Here is a 17,847-nt window from a genome sequence, read left to right as displayed (position 1 = left end):
TGTAGTTGCACACCACTGTGTTCACCGCGCACCCAGGGGAAGGTCCGAGCCGTGAGCGAAGGCACCGCCGTCGACACCCGCCCGAAGAAGATCATGTACGTCGCGGAGGCGACCGCGCACGGCGGCCGGGACGGGTATGTCACCAGCCAGGACGGCCGGCTGGAGCTGAGGGTCGCGATGCCGCCGGAGCTGGGCGGCGACGGTGACGGCACCAACCCCGAGCAGTTGTTCGCGGCCGGCTACAGCTCCTGCTTCCACAACGCCCTGGTGCTGGTCGGCCGCCGCGCGGGCCTGGACCTCACCGGCTCGACGGTCGCCGCGAAGGTCGGCATCGGCCCCAACGCCCAGCAGGGCTACGGCCTCGCGGTCGCGCTCAGCGTCTCGCTGCCGGTCCTCGACCAGCAGGTCGCGGCACAGCTGGTGGAGGCGGCGCACCAGGTCTGCCCGTACTCGAACGCGACCCGCGGCAACATCGACGTCAGCATCGTCCTGGGCTGACACCGCCGGCCGCACATCTCTCCCGAGCCACCCCTCTCTCCCCACAGGTGGTTCACAGTGCACTCATGTCATGACCACGACGGGGTGATTGCATACAGCCTCAAGATCATCGGCCTTCCGAAACGAGGCATTCGTGCGTCTTCACCACGCCGTCGTCCCCCTCGCCGCCACCGCGGCGGTGCTCTCCGTCACGCCCCTCACCGCCCAGGCTGCGCCCGAGGCCGGCCAGGACGTCCCGGCGGGCATCACCGTCTCCACCGAGCGGACGTCGGACCGCGAGGTCCGGGCCTACTGGACCCCGGCGCGCCTGCGCGCCGCCGCGGCCAGCCCGGTGGACGTCACCGCCCTGAAGCAGCGGGCCCGGACCCAGGAGCCGACCGCCGACTCCGCCACCGAGCACGGCGCGCCGGCCGTCGCCGCGTCCCACGCCGCCGCGCCCGCCACCAAGCCGGCGAGGACGTCGTACGCCACCACCGACGCGGCCACCGCGACCACCGCTGCCGCCACGGAGATCTCGGTCTCGCAGGAGGTGCCGTACACCACGGCACCGCAGTACTCGCTGGTCGGCCGGCTGTTCTTCAAGCAGCCCGACGGCTCGGACCACTCCTGTTCGGCCGCGGTCATCGTGTCGAACAACCGGAACACGCTGTGGACCGCCGGACACTGCGTCCACGCGGGCGACGGCTCCGGCTCGGCCGGCTTCTACACCATGACGGAGTTCATCCCCGGCTACCGCGACGGCAGCGGCCCCTACGGGTCCTGGACCATCAAGTCCAAGGTCGTCAACAACGAGTGGATGGACAGCGGCGACATGGAGGACGCCGACTACGCCGCCGTGGTGCTCAACGACCACCCCACCTGGGGCAAGCTTCAGGACAACGTGGGCGCGTTCGGCTACACCTTCACCGAGAACCTCACCGACCACGCCGAGGTCTACGCCGCCGGCTACCCCGGCAAGGGCTACAACCGCACCGACCTCACCGGTGAGCGGATGATGTACTGCTCCGGCAACACCGTGGACGCCGGCTCCTGGAACCCGTTCGACGACCGGATGTCGATGGACTGCGACATGGGCGAGGGCTCCTCCGGCGGCCCGTGGATCGAGGGCAAGAACAGCAGCGACCCGCGCATCATCGGCGCTGTCAGCCACCACGAGTCGGACGCGTCGGGCAACCGTATCTCCGACGACCAGTTCTCCTCCGAGCACGACTCGAAGGCGGGCAACACGATCAGCACGGCCAACGGCATCAGCTGACGCCACGCCGCACGGGAAGGGGGCTCGCGGCACACCGCGGGCCCCCTTCCGGCACCGGCTCACCCGGGCTGCGCGTGCTTGCCCAGCTCCCGCCCCCACGCATCGAGGATCTCCTGGGTGCTCATCGAGTCCACGTCCGCGGGCAGCTCCTTGCCGGACTCGGCCAGGTCCTCCTGCCACAGCGCGATGTAGTCCTCACGGGTCAGCTTCGGCTGCGTGTCCACGGACACGGCGGTGTCCTCGGCGAGGGCGGCGTACGCGGCGGCACCGGCGCCCGCGCACACGGCGGCGAGCAGCACCCCCGCCAACAAGATCTTCTTCGTCACTCCGGCACGCTACCCACCGCCTCGGAGCCGGAGCCTCCTCCTCCGGCTTCCCCCACACAACCCCCTCCGGATCCCCAGAACCAAGGAATCGCAGGCGGCCCCCTACTGTTGCACCCACTGTCGTAGGCAAGCGGAAGGGACGTACGACGTGGACGTGCACGGCACTGTGGCCGAGGGCTTCGAGCCGGTCAGGGAGGCGTTCGTACGGAACTTCGAGGTGCTCGGCGACCGGGGCGCGGCCGTCTCCGTCTACCGGGACGGCCACCGGGTGGTCGACCTGTGGGGCGGCACGCGGGACATCGACGGCACGGCCCCCTGGGAGCGCGGCACCGCGCAGATCGTGCGCTCGGCCACCAAGGGCGTCGCCGCCGCGGCCCTCCTGCTGCTGCACCAGCGCGGCGAGCTGGACCTGGACGCACCGGTCGGCGCCTGGTGGCCGGAGTTCAAGGCGGCGGGCAAGGAGCACACCCTCGTACGGCATCTGCTCGCGCACCGCGCGGGCGTGCCCGTCCTCGACCGGCCGCTCACCCCCGCCGAGGCCGCCGACCCCGAGCTCGGCGCGCAGGCCGTCGCCGCGCAGGCACCCGCCTGGGAGCCGGGCACGGACCACGGCTACCACGCCCAGACCTACAGCTGGCTGACCGGCGAGCTGCTACGCCGGGTCACCGGGCGGCCGATCGGCGCGTGGATCGCCGAGGAGATCGCCGGGCCCGTCGGCGCGGACTTCTGGCTGGGCCTGCCGGCCGCCGAGGCCGGCCGCGCGGGCCGGGTCGGCGCCGCCGAGATACCCGAGGCCGCGGGCGCCCTGAAGACCCGCCCCAAGCGTGCGGTCGCCGACGCCTACGCCGACCCGGACTCCCTCACCCGCCGCGCCTTCGCCGCGATCACCCCGCTGCCCGACGAGAACGACCCCGCCTACCGCGCGGCCGCCCTGCCCGCCTCCAACGGCATCGCCACCGCCGACGGCCTGGCGCGGATCTACGCCTCCCTGATCGGCGAGGTCGACGGCGGACGGCGCCTGTTCACGCCGGAGACGGCCGCGCTGGCCCGCACCGAGCAGTCCGCGGGCACCGACCGCGTCCTCGTCGTCGGCACCCGCTTCGGCCTCGGCCACATGCTGCACGGCGCCGCGTCCCCGCTGCTGTCGCCCGCCTCCTTCGGCCACCCGGGCCGCGGCGGCGCCCTCGGGTTCGCCGACCCCGACTCGGGCATCGCCTTCGGCTATGTCACCAACGGCTTCCGCCAGAGCGTGACCGCGGACCCGAGGGCACAGGCCCTGGTCAGGGCCGTACGCAGCGCCCTCGGTGAGGACCGCTAGAGCGGCCTCAGACGTGGATCGGGTGGGACGTCCGCCCGGACGCCTGGTCGATCTCGCCGTGCGCCTTGCTCAGGAGCTGCATCGCCAGCTCGTTGAGCGCCCGCGCACCGGCGATCTCCTCCCCGACCCGGGGCTGATTCGAGTCCGTGTGGTGCCTGCTGGCGTGCCCGTGGGCGCGTACCTCGCTGCCGTCGGGCAGGCGCACCATCGCGGCCGCCTTGGTGTGCTGGTCGTCCTCCATGAACTCCAGCTCGACATGCCATCCCACTGTGGTGTGCATCATGACGATCACCTCCGGAAGACCTCCTTCCAGAGTGCCCCCGAGACCCGGCACCCGCACCACACCCGCCGGGGGCGACCGACGTCCCTTCGGCGGGGGCCTCAGATGCCCCGCTCGATCATGTCGATGACATGCTCCCCGGCCTCCCGCGCCTGCTCCGGCAGCAGCCCCCGCAGCGGCCCGTCGATCATCAGTACGGCGATGCCGTGCACCGCGGACCAGGCGAGAAACTCCGCCCCCGGCCGCCGCTCCTCGGGCAGCAGTCCCTGCTCGACCAGCCCGTCGAGCGCCTCGCCGAGCAGCTCGAAGGGCGTACGGCCGCTCGCCCCGGCCGCGCTGTCGTCGGCGGCGTAGGTCATGTCGCCGGGCACATGGAAGGCCGTACGGAACAGGCCCGGCTCCTCGCGGGCGAACCGCAGATAGCCGGTGCCGACGGCACGGAAGCGGGCCCGCGCCGCGGCGGCCGGGTCGGACGGGTCCGGCAGCGCGGCCTGCTCGGCCTCCATCGTGCGGGCGACCCGGGCCATCGCGGCCTGGGACACCGCGTGCAGCAGGGCCGCGCGGTCGGCGAAGTGGCGGTAGGCGGCGTTCGGCACCACGCCCGCCTGCCGGGTCGCGGCCCGCAGCACGACGGCCTCGGGGCCGCCTTCGCGGGCGAGTTCGAGAGCGGCCTCGATCAGGGCGTTGCGCAGGTCACCGTGGCGGTAGGTGTCCCGCTTGGACTTGCCGGTCGCGGCCATCGGGCCTCCTGGTGAACAGCGATGTGAACAGCGATGTGGACAGCGATGTGGACAGCGATGTGGACAGCATCCACTTTTATCGCCTAGGCTTCTGCAAGATCGTTCGGGGGCGCGGATCACCACACCCTCCGAATGTGGACATCGTACACAAGGGCTACTGGGGGTATCCGCCATGGGGAAGATCACGCACTTCGTCCATCAGTCGCTGGACGGTTTCATCGAGGGCCCGAACGGCGAGTTCGACTGGCCGCACATGGCCGGCGAGCTGTCCGCCCACTCGCAGGCGCTCACCGCCGAGGCCGACGTCTTCCTCTACGGCCGCAAGGTGTGGGACCTGATGTCCGGCTACTGGCCGCGCGCCGAGGAGTTCTCCACCGACGCGCACGACCTCGCTTTCGCCCCGGTCTGGCGCGAGGCGCAGAAGATCGTCGTCTCCTCGACGCTGAAGGAGGCCGAATGGAACACCCGGGTCATCGGCGAGAACGTGGTGGAGGAACTGACCGCGCTGAAGGAGAGCGGCAAGAACCTGCTGCTGTTCGGCGGCTCGGAGCTGGCGTCCTTCCTCACCGAGCACCGGCTGATCGACGAGTACCAGGTCTTCGTCCACCCGGTCGTCCTCGGCGGCGGCAGGCCCGTGCTGCGCGGTCCGCTGCCGCGCCTCGCCCTCGACCTGGTCGAGTCGCGGACCTTCGACGGCAAGGTGGTCCTGCTGCGCCACCGGCTCGCCGAGGCGCAGGCCGACGAGAAGGGCGCGAACTGACATGAGCACTCCCGCGAAGGGCCCGGCGAGCTACTTCCCGTCCATCGAGAAGAAGTACGGCCGTCCGGTCGCCGAGTGGATCGAGCTGATCCGCTCCTCCGCGCTGACCCGCCACATGGAGCTGGTCGCCTGGCTCAAGACCGAGCACGGCCTGGGCCACGGTCACGCCAACGCCCTCGTCGCCCACACGCTGAAGGCTGGAGACAACTGACATGGGAACGTACGTCCGGACCGGCGACGTGAACACCTGGTACGACGAGCACGGCGCGGGCGAGCCGCTGGTGCTGCTGCACGGCGGACTCGTCGACGCCCGCTTCTTCGAGCCGAACCTCGGCCCCCTCGCCGAGCACTTCCACGTCTACACGCCCGAGCGCCGCGGCCACGGCCACACCCCGGACGTGCCCGGCCCGATCACCTACCAGCTGATGGCCGACGACACCGTCGCCTTCCTGGAGACGGTCGTCCGCGCCCCCGCCGACCTGGTCGGACACAGCGACGGGGCGTTCGTGGCCATGCTGGTCGCGATGCGGCGGCCCGACCTGGTCAAGCGGCTGGTGATGATCAGCGGCGGCTTCAGCAAGGCGGGCGAGGCCGCGCCGGACATGGAGTGGGACGTCGACGCGATCACCCAGTTCCTCGGCCCGTCCTACGCCGAGGTGTCCCCCGACGGCGCCGACCACTTCCGGGTCGTCGCCACGAAGGTCGGCGAGATGGCCGCGAAGGAGCCGAACCTGCGGGCCGCCGACCTGGCCGCGGTGACCGCGCGCTCGCTGGTGATGTTCGCCGACGACGACCTGATGACCATGTCTCACGCCGTGGAGATGTACGACGCCCTGCCGGACGCCGAGCTCGCCGTCGTCCCCGGCACCTCCCACTTCCTCACCCAGGAGAAGCCGCACCTGGTCAACGCGCTGCTGCTGGACTTCCTCACCCAGGAGCCCGTGCCGACCGTGGCGGCGATCCGGCGGGCGGCCCGGGCCTGACGCTCACCCCGAGTGCAGCATCAGCCCGATCCCGGCGACCAGCAGCCCCGCCGCCCAGATCCGGGCCGCGCCGAACCGCTCCTTGAAGACGACGGCCCCGATCGCCGCGCCGACCAGGATCGAGGACTCCCTGAGCGCCGCGATGGGCGCCATCTCCGCCCGCGTCTGCGCCCACAGCACCAGCCCGTACGCCGCCACGGACAGGGCCGCGCCCAGCAGCCCGACCCCGGCGAAGGGCCGGAGCATGACCAGGGTGTCCCGCCGCCACCGGTAGAGGGCGTAGACCGGCAGCGCGAGCCCCTCGGCGATCATCAGCCAGGCGGTGTACCCGAGGGCCGACCCGGAGGCCCGCACCCCGAGCCCGTCCACCACGGTGTACGCCGCTATGGACATCCCTGTGGCGAGCGCGGCCCCGACCGCCGCCCAATTGGGCCGCCTCCCGCGCAGGCCCCACAGCGCGACGCCGGTCAGCCCGGCACAGGACAGCCCGATACCGGCCGCCGCCCAGGCGTCGGGCACCTCGTGCGCGAACAGGGCGGCCAGCACGGTCACGACCAGCGGGGCGCTGCCGCGCGCGATGGGGTAGGCCTGCCCGAAGTCACCGAGCCGGAAGGAGCGCATGAGCAGGACGTAGTACACGAGGTGGATGACGGCGGAGGCGGCGAGATACGGCCAGGCGCCGGCGGCCGGTACGGCGGCGAAGGGCGCGAGGCAGAGCCCGATGAGCGCCCCGCCGCCCGATATCAGGGTGAACCCGACGAGCTTGTCCGTGATCTTGTGCGCGATGGCGTTCCAGCTGGCGTGCGTGACCGCGGCGAGCAGCACCGCCGCGGTGACCAGCGGCGTCACGAGGTGCGCTCGCGCACGTCCACCAGCGTGGCCCCGGCGTGCGCGACGAGCGCGTCCGGGGCGATGGGGAACACGGCGTGCGGGTCGCCCGCGGCGGCCCAGACCTCGCTGTGCGCGAGCAGCCCCCGGTCGGCGAGCACGGTGGTCCGCGTCCGGTGCCCGAACGGCGGCACCCCGCCGATGGCGTACCCGGTGGTCTCCCGTACGACCCCGGCGTCGGCCCGCGTCACCTTCCGCGCCCCGAGCGCCTCCCGGACCCGCTCCACATCCACCCGCGAGGCCCCGTCCATCAGCACCAGCACCGGCACCCCGTCGGCCGCGAAGATCAGCGACTTGCAGATCTGACCGAGCTCGCACCCGATCGCGGCGGCGGCCTCGGCCGCGGTACGCGTGGCCTCCGGGAACCGGCGCACTCGTCGCAGCAGTCCCTCGAGCCCGTCCTCCAACAGGGCTTCGGCGAAACGGGGGTGGGCTCCGGAGCCCTCGGCGTCAGTGGCGGCTGTCGTCGTCATGCAGGGCACGGTAGCGGTGGGTGTATGAGACACGCGAGTGGATTGAGTCCGGGCACGAAGAAGCCGGTGAGGGCCCTCTTCGCCGAGGGTCCTCACCGGCCGGCCGGCCCGGTGTCAGGCGCGGACCAGTTCCTTCTCCTCGTCGGGGTCGACGTCCTTGCGGTCGTGGGCGCGCAGGCCCTCGCCCTCGACGTCGACGTTGGGCAGGACCCGGTCGAGCCACTTGGGCAGCCACCAGGCGCGCTTGCCCAGCAGGGCGAGGACCGCCGGGACGATGGCCATGCGGACGATGAAGGCGTCGAAGAAGACGGCGATGGCGAGGCCGAAGCCGATCATCTTGATCATGGACTCGGAGGAGCCGATGAAGCCGGCGAAGACCGCCATCATGATGACCGCGGCGGCCGTGACGACCCGCGCGCCGTACTTGAAGCCCGTCACCACGGCCTGGCTCGGCTTCTCGCCGTGCACGTACGCCTCACGCATGCGGGTCACGAGGAAGACCTCGTAGTCCATCGCGAGACCGAAGACCACGCCGACCATGAAGATCGGCATCATCGACATGACGGGCCCGGTCTCCTCCACGCCCATCAGGCCGGACAGCCAGCCCCACTGGAAGACCGCGACCACGGCGCCCAGCGCCGCCATGACCGACAGCAGGAAGCCGAGGGCCGCCTTGAGCGGGACCAGGATCGAGCGGAAGACCACGATCAGCAGCAGGAAGGCCAGGCCCACCACCAGGATCAGGTAGGGGATCAGGGCGTCGTTCAGCTTCTGCGAGACGTCGATGTTCATCGCCGTCGCGCCCGTGACCAGGACCTCCGCGTCGGTGTCCGCCGCGATGCCCGCGCCCGCGTCACGGATCGAGTGGACCAGTTCCTCCGTCGTCACCGAGGACGGCTTCGCGTCCGGGATCACCGTGATCGTCGCCGTGTCGCCCGCCTTGTTGGGCGTGGCCGGGGTGACCGTCACGACGTTGTCCAGGGCCTTGATGCGGTCGCCGGTCTCGGCGAACGCGGCCTCGGGGTCGGCGCTGCCCTTGGCGTCGACGACCACCATCAGCGGCCCGTTGAAGCCGGGGCCGAAGCCCTCGGAGAGCGTGTCGTAGGCGCGGCGCTGGGTGGTGGAGGTGGGCTGGGAGCCGTCGTCGGGCAGGCCCAGTTCCAGGGAGGTCGCCGGGATGGCGGCGGCGCCCAGGCCGACGATGCCGACCAGCAGCACGGCCAGCGGGCGGCGGACCACGAAGCTCGCCCAGCGCGTGCCCATGTTCGGGCGGTCGGCCTTCTCGGCGGCCCGGCCGCCGCCGAGGAGCTTGGACTTCTGGCCGGCCGGGCGCACCTTGCGGCCCGCGTAGCCGAGGAGGGCCGGGATGAGGGTGAGCGCGATGAGGACCGCGATGGCGACCGTGCCGGCCGCGGCCACGCCCATCTTCGTCAGCATCGGGATGTTGACGACGGCCAGGCCCACCAGGGCGATGACGACGGTGAGTCCGGCGAAGACCACCGCCGAGCCCGCCGTACCGACCGCGCGGCCCGCGGCCTCTTCCCTGTCGCGGCCCTCGGCCAGCTCGGCCCGGTAGCGGGAGACGATGAACAGCGCGTAGTCGATGCCGACGGCCAGGCCGATCATCGTGGCGAGGGTCGAGGTCGTGGACCCCAGGTCCAGCGTGCTGGCCAGGGCGGCGATCGAGGAGACGCCGATGCCGACGCCGATGATCGCGGTGAGCAGCGGCAGACCCGCGGCGAGCAGCGAGCCGAAGGTGATGACCAGGACGACGGCGGCCATGGCGATGCCGATGATCTCGGTCGAGCCGGTCTCCGGGGTGGCCTGGAGGGCGTCACCGCCGATCTCGACGGTCAGCCCCGCGTCCCGGGCGTGCTCGGCGGCGTCCTGAAGGGCCTCACGGCTGGAGTCCTGCAGTTCCATGCCGGAGACGTCGTACTTGACCGACGCGTAGGCGACGGAGCCGGACTTGCTGACGGCCCCCGCCTGGTACGGGTCGGCGACGGAGGTGACCTCGGAGCCGGTCGACAGCTCCTTGACGGTCTTCTGCACGGTCGCCTTGTTCTCGGCGTCCGTCATCTTCTCGCCGACGGGCGCCTTGAAGACGACGCGGGCGGTGGCCCCGTCGGCGCTCATCCCGGGGAAGCGCTCCTCCAGCAGGTCGAAGGCCTTCTGGGCCTCGGTGCCGGGGATCGAGAAGGACGTGGTGCCGGGGGCGGGCGCGCTGGCCGCGCCGACTCCGGCGAGGGTCAGCAGCGCCACCCATATCAGGGCGACGAAGTGCCGTCGCCGGAAGGCGAGGCGGCCCAGTTTGTACAGGAACGTGGCCACGGGGCGTACTCCCGGTCAGGTCGTGGGTTCATTCAGGGCAGGGGTGACCGTCCCGGCGGGGAGGCAGGGTCGGTCGGCCCGACGACGTGAGCGGTGACGTCAGGTGCTTGATGGAAGGGGATCAGACTGCGGGGACACCGAGGGCGGGGAGGACCACGGCGTCCACGTACGAGATCAGGAACTCCTGGGTCGGCGGCCGGTCGTCCAGCAGGGCGCGGGTGACGAACCCGCCGACCATCATGTGGAGCATGAAGTCCAGCGCCGGACAGTCGGGGCGGACCTCGCCCCGGTCGACGGCGCGCTGCAGCACGCGCTGGAACTCGGCCATCTCCGGTTCGATGAGCTGCTCCTGGAACGCCTGGCGAAGATCCGCGTTCTGGTGGATCGCCATGGCGATGCCCCGCATCAGCGCGGAGTTCTGCTCCATGGTGCAGTCGTCGTCCATGGTGACCAGCGCGTGCAGGTCGCCGCGGAGGGAGCCGGTGTCGATCTCGCCGACATTGCCGGGCTTGCTGTGCCGCAGGGCCTTGACGACCAGTTCGGCCTTGCCGCCCCACTGGCGGTAGAGCGTGGCCTTGCTGGACCGGGTGCGGGCGGCGACGGCGTCCATGGTGAGGGCGTCGTAGCCGACTTCCCGGAGCAGGTCGAGCACGGCCTCGTACAGCTCGGCCGCCCGCTCGGGCGTGATCCGGCTGCGACGCGGTGTCGCGACCTCAGCCATGTCTCCCACCCTCCTGCCCGGCCCCTTCGGGGGTGCCCCCTGGGGGATTTCTCGTACTCCGACGAATGTAGCGCAGAAGCTCTGCGAAACGAAACGGTTTCGTACGTGTGCCACCTCACAGCTCGCCTCGCAACCCACCTCACGGCCCGCCTCGCAGCCGCCCGGAAACTCATAAGTTGCTCCACTCCGTCCCAGGGAAAAGCATGACTACGTGAGCTATCTGCGCCTGCCCCACATCAGCGGTGACCTGCTCTGCTTCGTGGCCGAGGACGACCTCTGGCTCGCCCCGCTGGACGAACCCGGCCGGGCCTGGCGGCTCACGGTCGACCGGACCAAGCTGGGCCACCCCCGCTTCTCCCCCGACGGCCGCCACATCGCGTACACCAGCTGGCGCAGCCTCGTCCCCGAGCTGCACCTGACACCGGTGGACGGCGGGACCGGCCGGCAGCTGACGTACTGGGGCAGCCCCGACACCCGGGTGTGCGGCTGGACCCCGGACGGCACGATCCTCGCGGTCGCCTCGCACGGCGAGCCCTTCTCCTACTTCACCTGGGCCTACAAGGTCGGCCCCGACGGCGACCCCGGCCGCAAGCTCCCCTGGGGTCCGGTCACCGACATCCAGGTCGCCGACCTCCCCGACGGGCACAAGACCCTTCTGCTCACCGGCACCCCACCGCACGAGCCCGCCGCCTGGAAGCGCTACCGGGGCGGCGCCATGGGCCGGCTGTGGCTGCACGGGGAGCGGCTGCTCGCCGACCTGGAGGGGCATCTGGCCTGCCCGATGTTCGTCGACGGCCGGATCGCGTTCCTCTCCGACCACGAGGGCGTCGGCAACCTCTACTCCTGCGACCACGACGGCTCCGACCTGCGCCGGCACACCGACCACGACGCCTTCTACGCCCGCAGCGCCTCGACCGACGGCACCCGGGTGGTCTACCAGTGCGCGGGCGAGCTGTGGATGGTGGACACCCTCGCCCCCGGCTCGGCGCCGCGCCGGCTCGACGTACGGCTGAGCGGGCCGCGTGCGGGCCGCCGCCCCTATCAGGTGCCGGCCGCGCAGCACATCGACGGCATCTCGGTCGACGAGACCGGCCGGGCGAGCGCGGTCGTCGTACGCGGCAGCCTGTACTGGCTCACCCATCGCGACGGCCCGGCCCGGACGATCACCGACACCCCGGGCGTCCGGGTGCGGCTGCCGGAGATGCTGGGGTCGGGCGGGCAGGTGGCGTACGTGACGGACGCCGAGGGCGAGGACGCCGTCGAGATCGCCTATCTGCCGCGGGCCACCGGTGACCGCGAGCCGCGCCGGCTGGCCTCGGGCGAGCTGGGGCGGGTGCTGGAGCTGGTGTCGGACCCGGACGGCGAGCGCCTGGCCATCGCCTCGCACGACGGGCGGCTGCTGCTGATCACTGTGTCCGATGATGCGGCTGCCGCCGCGGGCTCGGAGGACTCAGGCGGGGAGGTCACCGAGCTGATCCGGTCGATCAACGGCCCCGTGCGCGACCTCGCGTTCTCTCCGGACGGGGCGTGGCTGACCTGGTCGCACCCGGGGATCGGGCGGACGCTGCGGCAGATCAAGATGGCGCGCATCAAGGACCGTATGGTCGTCGACGTCACCAACGGCCGCTTCGAGGACGAGAACCCGGTCTTCACCCGCGACGGCCGCTATCTCGCCTTCCTGTCCTGGCGCGGCTTCGACCCGGTCTACGACGTCCACACCGGCGACCTGTCCTTCCCGCTCGGCTGCCGGCCCTACCTGGTGCCCCTGTCCTCGGCCACCCCCTCCCCCTTCGCCCTGACCCCCGAGGGCCGGCCGGCCGCGGGCGGTCTCGACCCGCTGGAGGACGAGGGCGGCGACGGCACGGTCACCGTCGAGATCGAGGGCCTCGCCAGCAGGGTCACGCCGTTCCCGGTGACCGCGTCCAAGTACTCGGCCCTCTTCCCGGTGGCCGGCGGCGGGCTGGTGTGGCTGCGCTGGCCGATCTCGGGCGCGCTGGGCGAGACCTTCGCCAACCCGGACGACACCAGCGGCCGGCCCACGCTGGAGCACTTCAGCATCACCAAGGCCAAGCGCACCGAACTGGTCGGTGACCTCGACTGGTTCGCGGTCAGCGGCGACGGCAGCCGGCTGGTCGTCGTCGACGAGGGCGACCTGAGGGCGGTGCCCGCCACCGAGTCCGGGGACAGCGACTCCACCGTCTGGATCGACCTGCGCCGCATCCTGCACACCGTCGACCCGGGCGCCGAGTGGCGGCAGGCCTACGCCGAGGCGGGGCGGCTGATCCGCGGCTACTTCTGGGACCCGGGCATGTGCGGCATCGACTGGGACGCGGTCCTCGCGCAGTACCGGCCGCTGGTCGAGCAGGTCGCCTCCCCCGACGAGTTCGCCGACCTGCTGCGCGAGGTGCTCGGCGAACTCGGCACCTCCCACGCCTATGTCAGCCCCGCCCGGCGCAACGAGGGCCCGCCCCACTACCGCCGCCTCCAGGGCCTGCTCGGCGCCAACCTGGTGTGCCGGGACGGCAGTTGGATGGTCAAGCGGATCCTGCCCGGCGACTCCTCCGACTCCAAGGCCCGCTCCCCGCTGGCCGGCACCGGCATCCGCGAGGGCGCCGTCCTCACCCATGTCGACGGCCGCCCGGTCGACCCGGTCGCGGGACCGTATCCGCTGCTGGCGGGAGCGGGCGGTACGACGGTGGAGCTGACCTTCACCCCCGCCGAGGGCGAGGCCGGCCGCTCCCGGCGCGTCGCGGTGGTCCCGCTCACGGACGAGCGCCCCCTGCGCTATCAGGACTGGGTCGCCAAACGCCGTGACGTGGTGCGGGAGTTGAGCGGCGGCAGGTGCGGCTACCTCCACATCCCCGACATGGGCGGCTCCGGCTGGGCCCAGTTCAACCGCGACCTGCGCATGGAGGTCTCCCGGCCCGCGCTCATCGTCGACGTGCGCGGCAACGCGGGCGGCCACATCAGCGAACTCGTCGTGGAGAAGCTGACCCGGACGATCCTCGGCTGGGACCTGACACGCGACGCGCAGCCGGTGTCGTACGCCTCGAACGCGCCGCGGGGTCCGGTCGTGGCCCTCGCCGACGAGGCGACCTCCTCCGACGGCGACATGATCACCGCCGCGTTCAAGCTGCTGAAGCTGGGCCCGGTGGTGGGCCAGCGCACCTGGGGCGGCGTCGTCGGCATGACCGGCCGGCATCAGCTCGGCGACGGCACCGTCATCACCGTGCCCATGAACGCCGCCTGGTTCGACGCCTACGGCTGGGGCGTGGAGAACCGCGGCGTCACCCCGGACCTGGAGATCCTGCGCACCCCCCTCGACTGGGCCGAGGGCCGCCACGCCCAGCTCGACGACGCCGTACAACTGGCCCTGGAGCTGCTGGAGACGAACCCTCCGGCGACCCCGCCGGACTACCGGGACGTCCCGGACAGGTCGCGTCCGAAGCTGCCGCCGAGGGCATGAACACACGAGGAGGGCGCCCCCTCCGAGAGGGGGCGCCCCTACCGCTCAGTGGCGAGCGTCACATGTCGTAGTCCGGGTCGAGCCGGTCCTGCTCGTCCTGCGGGCGCGTGCGCTCCGGCTCCTCGTCAGGCCGCTGGCCGCGCTTCTGGCCGCGCTGCTTGGCCTGCTCCTTGGCCTGGTCCATCTTGCCCTTGGCCTGCTGCTGCCACTGCTCGGTCTTGTCCTGGAACTGGTCCTTCATACCCATGTGGGTTCACTCCTGTACGGGTGAGGGAATCGGGCCCGGAGCACCGGGCCTCGACCAGATTCACACGCACCGTGACCCCACGCATGTCGATCAGTGACAGGCTGTAGTCACCCCTGGCGGGAGGCCCTTTCGGACTCGTCCGCCGCCCCGCCCGCACCCACCAGACCGATGCGCATGCCGTCCAGCCGGTCCGCGAACCGTGCCATCTCCCGCTGTCCGACCGCGCCGATGATCCCCGGCAGATAGCCGCGCACGCCCTGCATGCCGCGCAGCCACCACTGCCCGTAGACATGGCTGGAGCGCCGCTCGATGCCCGCGACGATCCGGTCGACGGCCGGGCCCAGGGGGTACGTCTTGTTCGACGGCCAGGGCAGCCGCTGGCGCAGCTCACGCATGACGTCGTCCTGGTCGGCGCCGCGCACCATGTCGGTGTCCGTCCACGAGAGGTAGCCCACGCCGACCTTCACGCCCTTGTAGCCGACCTCGGCGCGCAGACTGTGCGCGTACGCCTCCACGCCCGACTTGGACGCGCAGTACGCCGTCATCATCGGCGCCGGCGTGATGGCCGCGAGGGACGCGATCTGGAGCAGGTAGCCCCGGCTCTCCATCAGCACCGGCAGGAAGGCGCGGGCCGTCACCGCCGAGCCGATGAGGTTGACCTCGATCACCCGCCGCCACGCGTCGGGGTCGGAGTCGACGAACGGACCGCCGCTCGCCACACCGGCGTTGGCGACGACGATGTCGACCTTGCCGAACCGCTCCTTCACCTCGCGCGCCACGCGGGCCATCGCCTCGTGGTCGGTGACGTCGGCGTACCAGTGGTCGCTCTCGCCGTGCAGCCGGGAGGCGACGTCCTTGAGGGCGTCCGGCTCCAGCCCGACCAGCGCCACCTTCGCGCCGCGCGCGGACAGCTTGCGGGCGAGCAGCTCGCCGACACCGCGCGCCGCCCCCGTGACGACCGCGACCTGCCCCTGCAGACTCACCCTGCTCATGCGCCCTCCTTGACCTGCGTGTACGTCGTGACAAGTGCCCTGATCCGGCCGGTGACGGCCTCCGGCGCCTCCACCGGTGTCATGTGCCCGAGCCCCGGCAGTTCGGTGACTCCGACGCAAGCAGGCAGCGCGGCGGCCAGGGCGCGGGCGTGCACCGGCGGGGTGAGCCGGTCGGCGGTGCCGACGATCACCTCGACCGGCATGCGCAACTCCCGTACGCCGTGGTCGAGATCGAGCAGGGCCAGCACCCCGCCCCACACGTGGCGCACCCTGCGCGGGCAGGCGTGCACGATCCGCGCACACGCCTCGACCATGTGCGGTGCCGAACCGGCGCCCATGGTGGCGTACTTGAGGATGCGCCGGGCGAGCGGCGTGACCGGGCCGAGCGGGGCGCTGGAGCCGAGGATCCGCTCGGTCAACCAGGACCGCAGCCGCCCCGCCTTCATCGGGACGACGGTCGACTCGGCGATCAGCCGCGAACTGCCCGTGCTGCACAGCAGCACCGCCGCCGTGTGCGCCCGGAACGCGGGCCGGGTCGCGGCCGCCATGACAGTCATGCCGCCCATCGAGTGCCCCGCGACGACCGCCCTCTCGCCGGGTGCCAGCGTGGCCAGGAGCACGGCTTCGAGGTCGTCGGCGAGCGCCTCCGTGCTGCAGGCGGGGCTCGCGGGGCTGCGGCCGTGGCCGCGCTGGTCGTACGCGATCACCCGGTGGTCGGCGGCCAGCTCGCGGATCTGCGCCGCCCAGAACGCGGTCGAGCAGGTCCAGCCGTGCGCGAGCACGACGGCCGGCGCGCCCTCGGGTCCGTGCACCTCGACGTGCAGGCGGGCGCCGTCCGCGGACACGGCGGTCAGGACACGGGCCGGGACGGGCGGGGCGTAAGGGCCGGAGGCGACATGCGTCAGACGGCTCATGCGGTCACGTCCTCGGCGGCCGACGGCTCGACGGACTCCCCCACGGGCTCCCCGGCAGTCTCCTGTACGACCTTCAGGTCCGGCTTCTTCGCGGACCCGGCCTCCTTGGCGGCCGGCCGAAGCACCGCGTACTCCGCGAGGTCCACCCGCCGTGTGGCACGCCGGAACTCCGTCGTCGTACCGGGCCAGATGGTGGTGTTGCGGCCGCTCGCGTCCAGGTACCAGCTGGTGCAGCCGCCGGTGTTCCACACGGTGCGCTTCATCCGCTCCTGCACCCGGCGGTTCCAGGCGTGCACCGCGCTGGGCCGGGCGTCGAGGGCGGCGCGGCCGCCGAGGACGTCCAACTGGCGCAGGTAGTCGGCCATGTAGTTCAGCTGGGACTCGATCATGAGGATCATGGAGGAGTTCCCGAGGCCCGTGTTGGGGCCGATGATCGTCATCCAGTTCGGGAAGCCCGCGGCGGCCGCCCCGCGCAGGGCCTCCATGCCGCCCTTCCAGGTCTCGGCGAGGGTCCTGCCCTCCGCGCCGACGACCCGTTCGGCGATGGGCATGTCCGTGACGTGGAAGCCGGTGCCGAAGACGATCGCGTCGACCTCGGCCTCGGTGCCGTCGGCGGCGACGACGGTGGAGCCGCGGATCTCGCTGAGGCCGCTGGCGACGACGTCCACGTTGGGCCTGGCGAGCGCCGGGTAGTACTCGCTGGACAGCAGGATCCGCTTGCAGCCGATGCGGTAGTCCGGGGTGAGCTTGGCGCGCAGGGCCGGGTCCTTGATGGCGCGGGCCATGTTCTGCTTGGCGAGCTTCTCCACCAGGCCCAGCTCGTTCGGATGCTTGGTGAACGCCTGGACCTGCAACTCCCGGATGCCCCACAGCAGTCCGCGGCGCAGCTGCGTGGTGAAGGGCAGGGCTCGGTGCAGGGCGCGCTCGGCGCCGCTGATCGCCCGGTCCATGCGGGGCATGACCCACGGCGGGGTGCGCTGGAAGAGGGTCAGGTTCGCGACCTTCGGCTGGATGGCCGGGACGATCTGGATGGCGCTGGCGCCGGTGCCGACCATGGCGACGCGCTTGCCGGTGAGGTCGTAGTCGTGGTCCCAGCGGGCGGAGTGGAACACCTTGCCGGGGAAGCCGGCGAGCCCCGGGATGTCCGGCATCTTGGGGTCGGACAGCGGGCCGGTGGCGGAGACGACGACGTCGGCGGTGAGGGTCCCGCCGGCGGTCTCGATGCGCCAGTGCAGCTTCTCGGTGTCCCAGGTCATCAGCTTGACCTCGGAGTCGAAGCGCAGGTGCGGGCGCAGTCCGAAGGTGTCGGCGACGTGCTCCAGGTAGGCGCGAATGTGCTCCTGCCCGGAGAAGGTGCGCGGCCAGTCGGGGTTGGGTGCGAAGGAGAAGGAGTACAGATGCGAGGGCACGTCGCAGGCGCAGCCGGGGTAGCTGTTGTCGCGCCAGGTGCCGCCGACGCTGCTCGCCCGTTCCAGGACGACGAAGTCGGTGATCCCCTCGCGTCGCAGCCGTACGGCGGCCCCCAGCCCGCCGAACCCGGATCCGACCACCGCCACCCGTACATGCTCGTGTTCGTGGGCCATCCCGAAGCCTCCGCGCATCGTCCGTATGAACTCTGCCAGTGAACACTGGCGCAATGGGGAGAGTAGAGGAGG

The 17,847-nt window shown here is 72.0% G+C and carries 18 protein-coding genes; 7 read left to right on the top strand and 11 right to left on the bottom strand.

All coding sequences use genetic code 11. From position 1 onward, the window contains the following. Positions 1-51: 51 nt before the first annotated feature. Positions 52-498, top strand: a complete 447-nt coding sequence (locus ACIQ6Y_RS24090) for an organic hydroperoxide resistance protein (protein ID WP_404042014.1) — start codon at positions 52-54, stop codon at positions 496-498. Between the two features lie 133 nt (positions 499-631). After that, positions 632-1,753 (top strand): trypsin-like serine peptidase, encoded by a 1,122-nt coding sequence (locus tag ACIQ6Y_RS24085; RefSeq protein WP_404042013.1) that lies wholly within the window; start codon positions 632-634, stop codon positions 1,751-1,753. Positions 1,754-1,812: 59 nt separating this feature from the next. On the opposite strand, the gene ACIQ6Y_RS24080 is transcribed toward ACIQ6Y_RS24085, so the two are convergent. Continuing rightward, positions 1,813-2,079, bottom strand: a complete 267-nt coding sequence (locus ACIQ6Y_RS24080) for a hypothetical protein (RefSeq protein ID WP_404042012.1) — start codon at positions 2,077-2,079, stop codon at positions 1,813-1,815. A 148-nt stretch (positions 2,080-2,227) separates the two neighbouring features. Here ACIQ6Y_RS24080 and ACIQ6Y_RS24075 point away from each other — a divergent pair, with 148 nt between their 5' ends. After that, positions 2,228-3,397 carry a serine hydrolase domain-containing protein gene (locus tag ACIQ6Y_RS24075; protein WP_404042011.1) on the top strand — a complete coding sequence of 390 codons (1,170 nt, stop codon included), beginning with the start codon at positions 2,228-2,230 and terminating at the stop codon, positions 3,395-3,397. Positions 3,398-3,404: 7 nt separating this feature from the next. On the opposite strand, the gene ACIQ6Y_RS24070 is transcribed toward ACIQ6Y_RS24075, so the two are convergent. After that, positions 3,405-3,680, bottom strand: coding sequence for a DUF1876 domain-containing protein (locus ACIQ6Y_RS24070; RefSeq protein WP_404042010.1), 276 nt, complete (start codon positions 3,678-3,680; stop codon positions 3,405-3,407). A 98-nt stretch (positions 3,681-3,778) separates the two neighbouring features. Next, on the bottom strand, positions 3,779-4,417 hold the full coding sequence (locus ACIQ6Y_RS24065) for a TetR/AcrR family transcriptional regulator (RefSeq protein ID WP_404042009.1): 639 nt from the start codon (positions 4,415-4,417) through the stop codon (positions 3,779-3,781). Between the two features lie 172 nt (positions 4,418-4,589). Between ACIQ6Y_RS24065 and ACIQ6Y_RS24060 the strand changes: the two genes are divergently transcribed. From ACIQ6Y_RS24060 to ACIQ6Y_RS24050, 3 genes are read left to right on the top strand one after another with little or no spacing between them, the layout of a single operon-like run. After that, positions 4,590-5,177: a dihydrofolate reductase family protein gene (locus tag ACIQ6Y_RS24060; protein ID WP_404042008.1), complete on the top strand. Its 588-nt coding sequence runs from the start codon at positions 4,590-4,592 to the stop codon at positions 5,175-5,177. 1 nt (position 5,178) lies between these two features. Further along, on the top strand, positions 5,179-5,388 hold the full coding sequence (locus ACIQ6Y_RS24055; RefSeq protein ID WP_404042007.1) for a DUF4287 domain-containing protein: 210 nt from the start codon (positions 5,179-5,181) through the stop codon (positions 5,386-5,388). A 1-nt stretch (position 5,389) separates the two neighbouring features. Then, on the top strand, positions 5,390-6,160 hold the full coding sequence (locus tag ACIQ6Y_RS24050) for an alpha/beta fold hydrolase (protein ID WP_404042006.1): 771 nt from the start codon (positions 5,390-5,392) through the stop codon (positions 6,158-6,160). Positions 6,161-6,163: 3 nt separating this feature from the next. Here the strand turns inward: ACIQ6Y_RS24050 and ACIQ6Y_RS24045 are convergent, their stop codons facing one another. The 4 genes from ACIQ6Y_RS24045 to ACIQ6Y_RS24030 all read right to left on the bottom strand — a co-directional run bounded on the left by ACIQ6Y_RS24045 (position 6,164) and on the right by ACIQ6Y_RS24030 (position 10,573). After that, positions 6,164-7,009: an EamA family transporter gene (locus tag ACIQ6Y_RS24045; RefSeq protein ID WP_404042005.1), complete on the bottom strand. Its 846-nt coding sequence runs from the start codon at positions 7,007-7,009 to the stop codon at positions 6,164-6,166. After that, positions 7,006-7,521 (bottom strand): YbaK/EbsC family protein, encoded by a 516-nt coding sequence (locus ACIQ6Y_RS24040; protein ID WP_404042004.1) that lies wholly within the window; start codon positions 7,519-7,521, stop codon positions 7,006-7,008. The genes ACIQ6Y_RS24045 and ACIQ6Y_RS24040 overlap by 4 nt, the downstream gene beginning before the upstream one ends. Before the next feature lie 114 nt (positions 7,522-7,635). Further along, positions 7,636-9,852 carry an MMPL family transporter gene (locus ACIQ6Y_RS24035; RefSeq protein WP_404042003.1) on the bottom strand — a complete coding sequence of 739 codons (2,217 nt, stop codon included), beginning with the start codon at positions 9,850-9,852 and terminating at the stop codon, positions 7,636-7,638. 121 nt (positions 9,853-9,973) lie between these two features. Further along, the gene (locus ACIQ6Y_RS24030; RefSeq protein WP_404042002.1) at positions 9,974-10,573 is read right to left on the bottom strand and encodes a TetR/AcrR family transcriptional regulator; all 600 of its coding nucleotides are present in this window, start codon (positions 10,571-10,573) and stop codon (positions 9,974-9,976) included. A 211-nt stretch (positions 10,574-10,784) separates the two neighbouring features. Here ACIQ6Y_RS24030 and ACIQ6Y_RS24025 point away from each other — a divergent pair, with 211 nt between their 5' ends. After that, positions 10,785-14,039 (top strand): S41 family peptidase, encoded by a 3,255-nt coding sequence (locus tag ACIQ6Y_RS24025; RefSeq protein ID WP_404042001.1) that lies wholly within the window; start codon positions 10,785-10,787, stop codon positions 14,037-14,039. A gap of 58 nt (positions 14,040-14,097) precedes the next feature. Here ACIQ6Y_RS24025 and ACIQ6Y_RS24020 read toward each other — a convergent pair whose 3' ends face one another. The 4 genes from ACIQ6Y_RS24020 to ACIQ6Y_RS24005 all read right to left on the bottom strand — a co-directional run bounded on the left by ACIQ6Y_RS24020 (position 14,098) and on the right by ACIQ6Y_RS24005 (position 17,775). Next, positions 14,098-14,286, bottom strand: coding sequence for a hypothetical protein (locus ACIQ6Y_RS24020; RefSeq protein ID WP_404042000.1), 189 nt, complete (start codon positions 14,284-14,286; stop codon positions 14,098-14,100). A gap of 107 nt (positions 14,287-14,393) precedes the next feature. Beyond that, entirely contained in the window at positions 14,394-15,278 is an 885-nt protein-coding gene (locus tag ACIQ6Y_RS24015; RefSeq protein ID WP_404041999.1) for an SDR family oxidoreductase, read from the bottom strand. After that, positions 15,275-16,192, bottom strand: a complete 918-nt coding sequence (locus tag ACIQ6Y_RS24010; RefSeq protein ID WP_404041998.1) for an alpha/beta fold hydrolase — start codon at positions 16,190-16,192, stop codon at positions 15,275-15,277. The genes ACIQ6Y_RS24015 and ACIQ6Y_RS24010 overlap by 4 nt, the downstream gene beginning before the upstream one ends. Beyond that, entirely contained in the window at positions 16,189-17,775 is a 1,587-nt protein-coding gene (locus tag ACIQ6Y_RS24005; RefSeq protein WP_404041997.1) for a flavin-containing monooxygenase, read from the bottom strand. Before ACIQ6Y_RS24005 ends, ACIQ6Y_RS24010 begins: the two co-directional genes overlap by 4 nt. Between the last annotated feature and the right edge of the window lie 72 nt (positions 17,776-17,847).

This window comes from Streptomyces sp. NPDC096205 (assembly GCF_044763135.1).
GTDB lineage: Bacteria > Actinomycetota > Actinomycetes > Streptomycetales > Streptomycetaceae > Streptomyces.
The sequence above is the reverse complement of the archived record's forward strand: the minus strand, read 5'-3'. Positions and strand labels throughout refer to the sequence as shown.

What these genes read in the sequence shown, in the direction of transcription:
- ACIQ6Y_RS24070 (WP_404042010.1), bottom strand. Translation starts at nt 3,680, where the DNA reads ATGATGCACACCACAGTGGGATGGCATGTCGAGCTGGAGTTCATGGAG.
- ACIQ6Y_RS24065 (WP_404042009.1), bottom strand. Translation starts at nt 4,417, where the DNA reads ATGGCCGCGACCGGCAAGTCCAAGCGGGACACCTACCGCCACGGTGAC.
- ACIQ6Y_RS24060 (WP_404042008.1), top strand. Translation starts at nt 4,590, where the DNA reads ATGGGGAAGATCACGCACTTCGTCCATCAGTCGCTGGACGGTTTCATC.
- ACIQ6Y_RS24055 (WP_404042007.1), top strand. Translation starts at nt 5,179, where the DNA reads ATGAGCACTCCCGCGAAGGGCCCGGCGAGCTACTTCCCGTCCATCGAG.
- ACIQ6Y_RS24050 (WP_404042006.1), top strand. Translation starts at nt 5,390, where the DNA reads ATGGGAACGTACGTCCGGACCGGCGACGTGAACACCTGGTACGACGAG.
- ACIQ6Y_RS24040 (WP_404042004.1), bottom strand. Translation starts at nt 7,521, where the DNA reads ATGACGACGACAGCCGCCACTGACGCCGAGGGCTCCGGAGCCCACCCC.
- ACIQ6Y_RS24030 (WP_404042002.1), bottom strand. Translation starts at nt 10,573, where the DNA reads ATGGCTGAGGTCGCGACACCGCGTCGCAGCCGGATCACGCCCGAGCGG.
- ACIQ6Y_RS24020 (WP_404042000.1), bottom strand. Translation starts at nt 14,286, where the DNA reads ATGGGTATGAAGGACCAGTTCCAGGACAAGACCGAGCAGTGGCAGCAG.
- ACIQ6Y_RS24015 (WP_404041999.1), bottom strand. Translation starts at nt 15,278, where the DNA reads ATGAGCAGGGTGAGTCTGCAGGGGCAGGTCGCGGTCGTCACGGGGGCG.
- ACIQ6Y_RS24010 (WP_404041998.1), bottom strand. Translation starts at nt 16,192, where the DNA reads ATGAGCCGTCTGACGCATGTCGCCTCCGGCCCTTACGCCCCGCCCGTC.
- ACIQ6Y_RS24005 (WP_404041997.1), bottom strand. Translation starts at nt 17,775, where the DNA reads ATGGCCCACGAACACGAGCATGTACGGGTGGCGGTGGTCGGATCCGGG.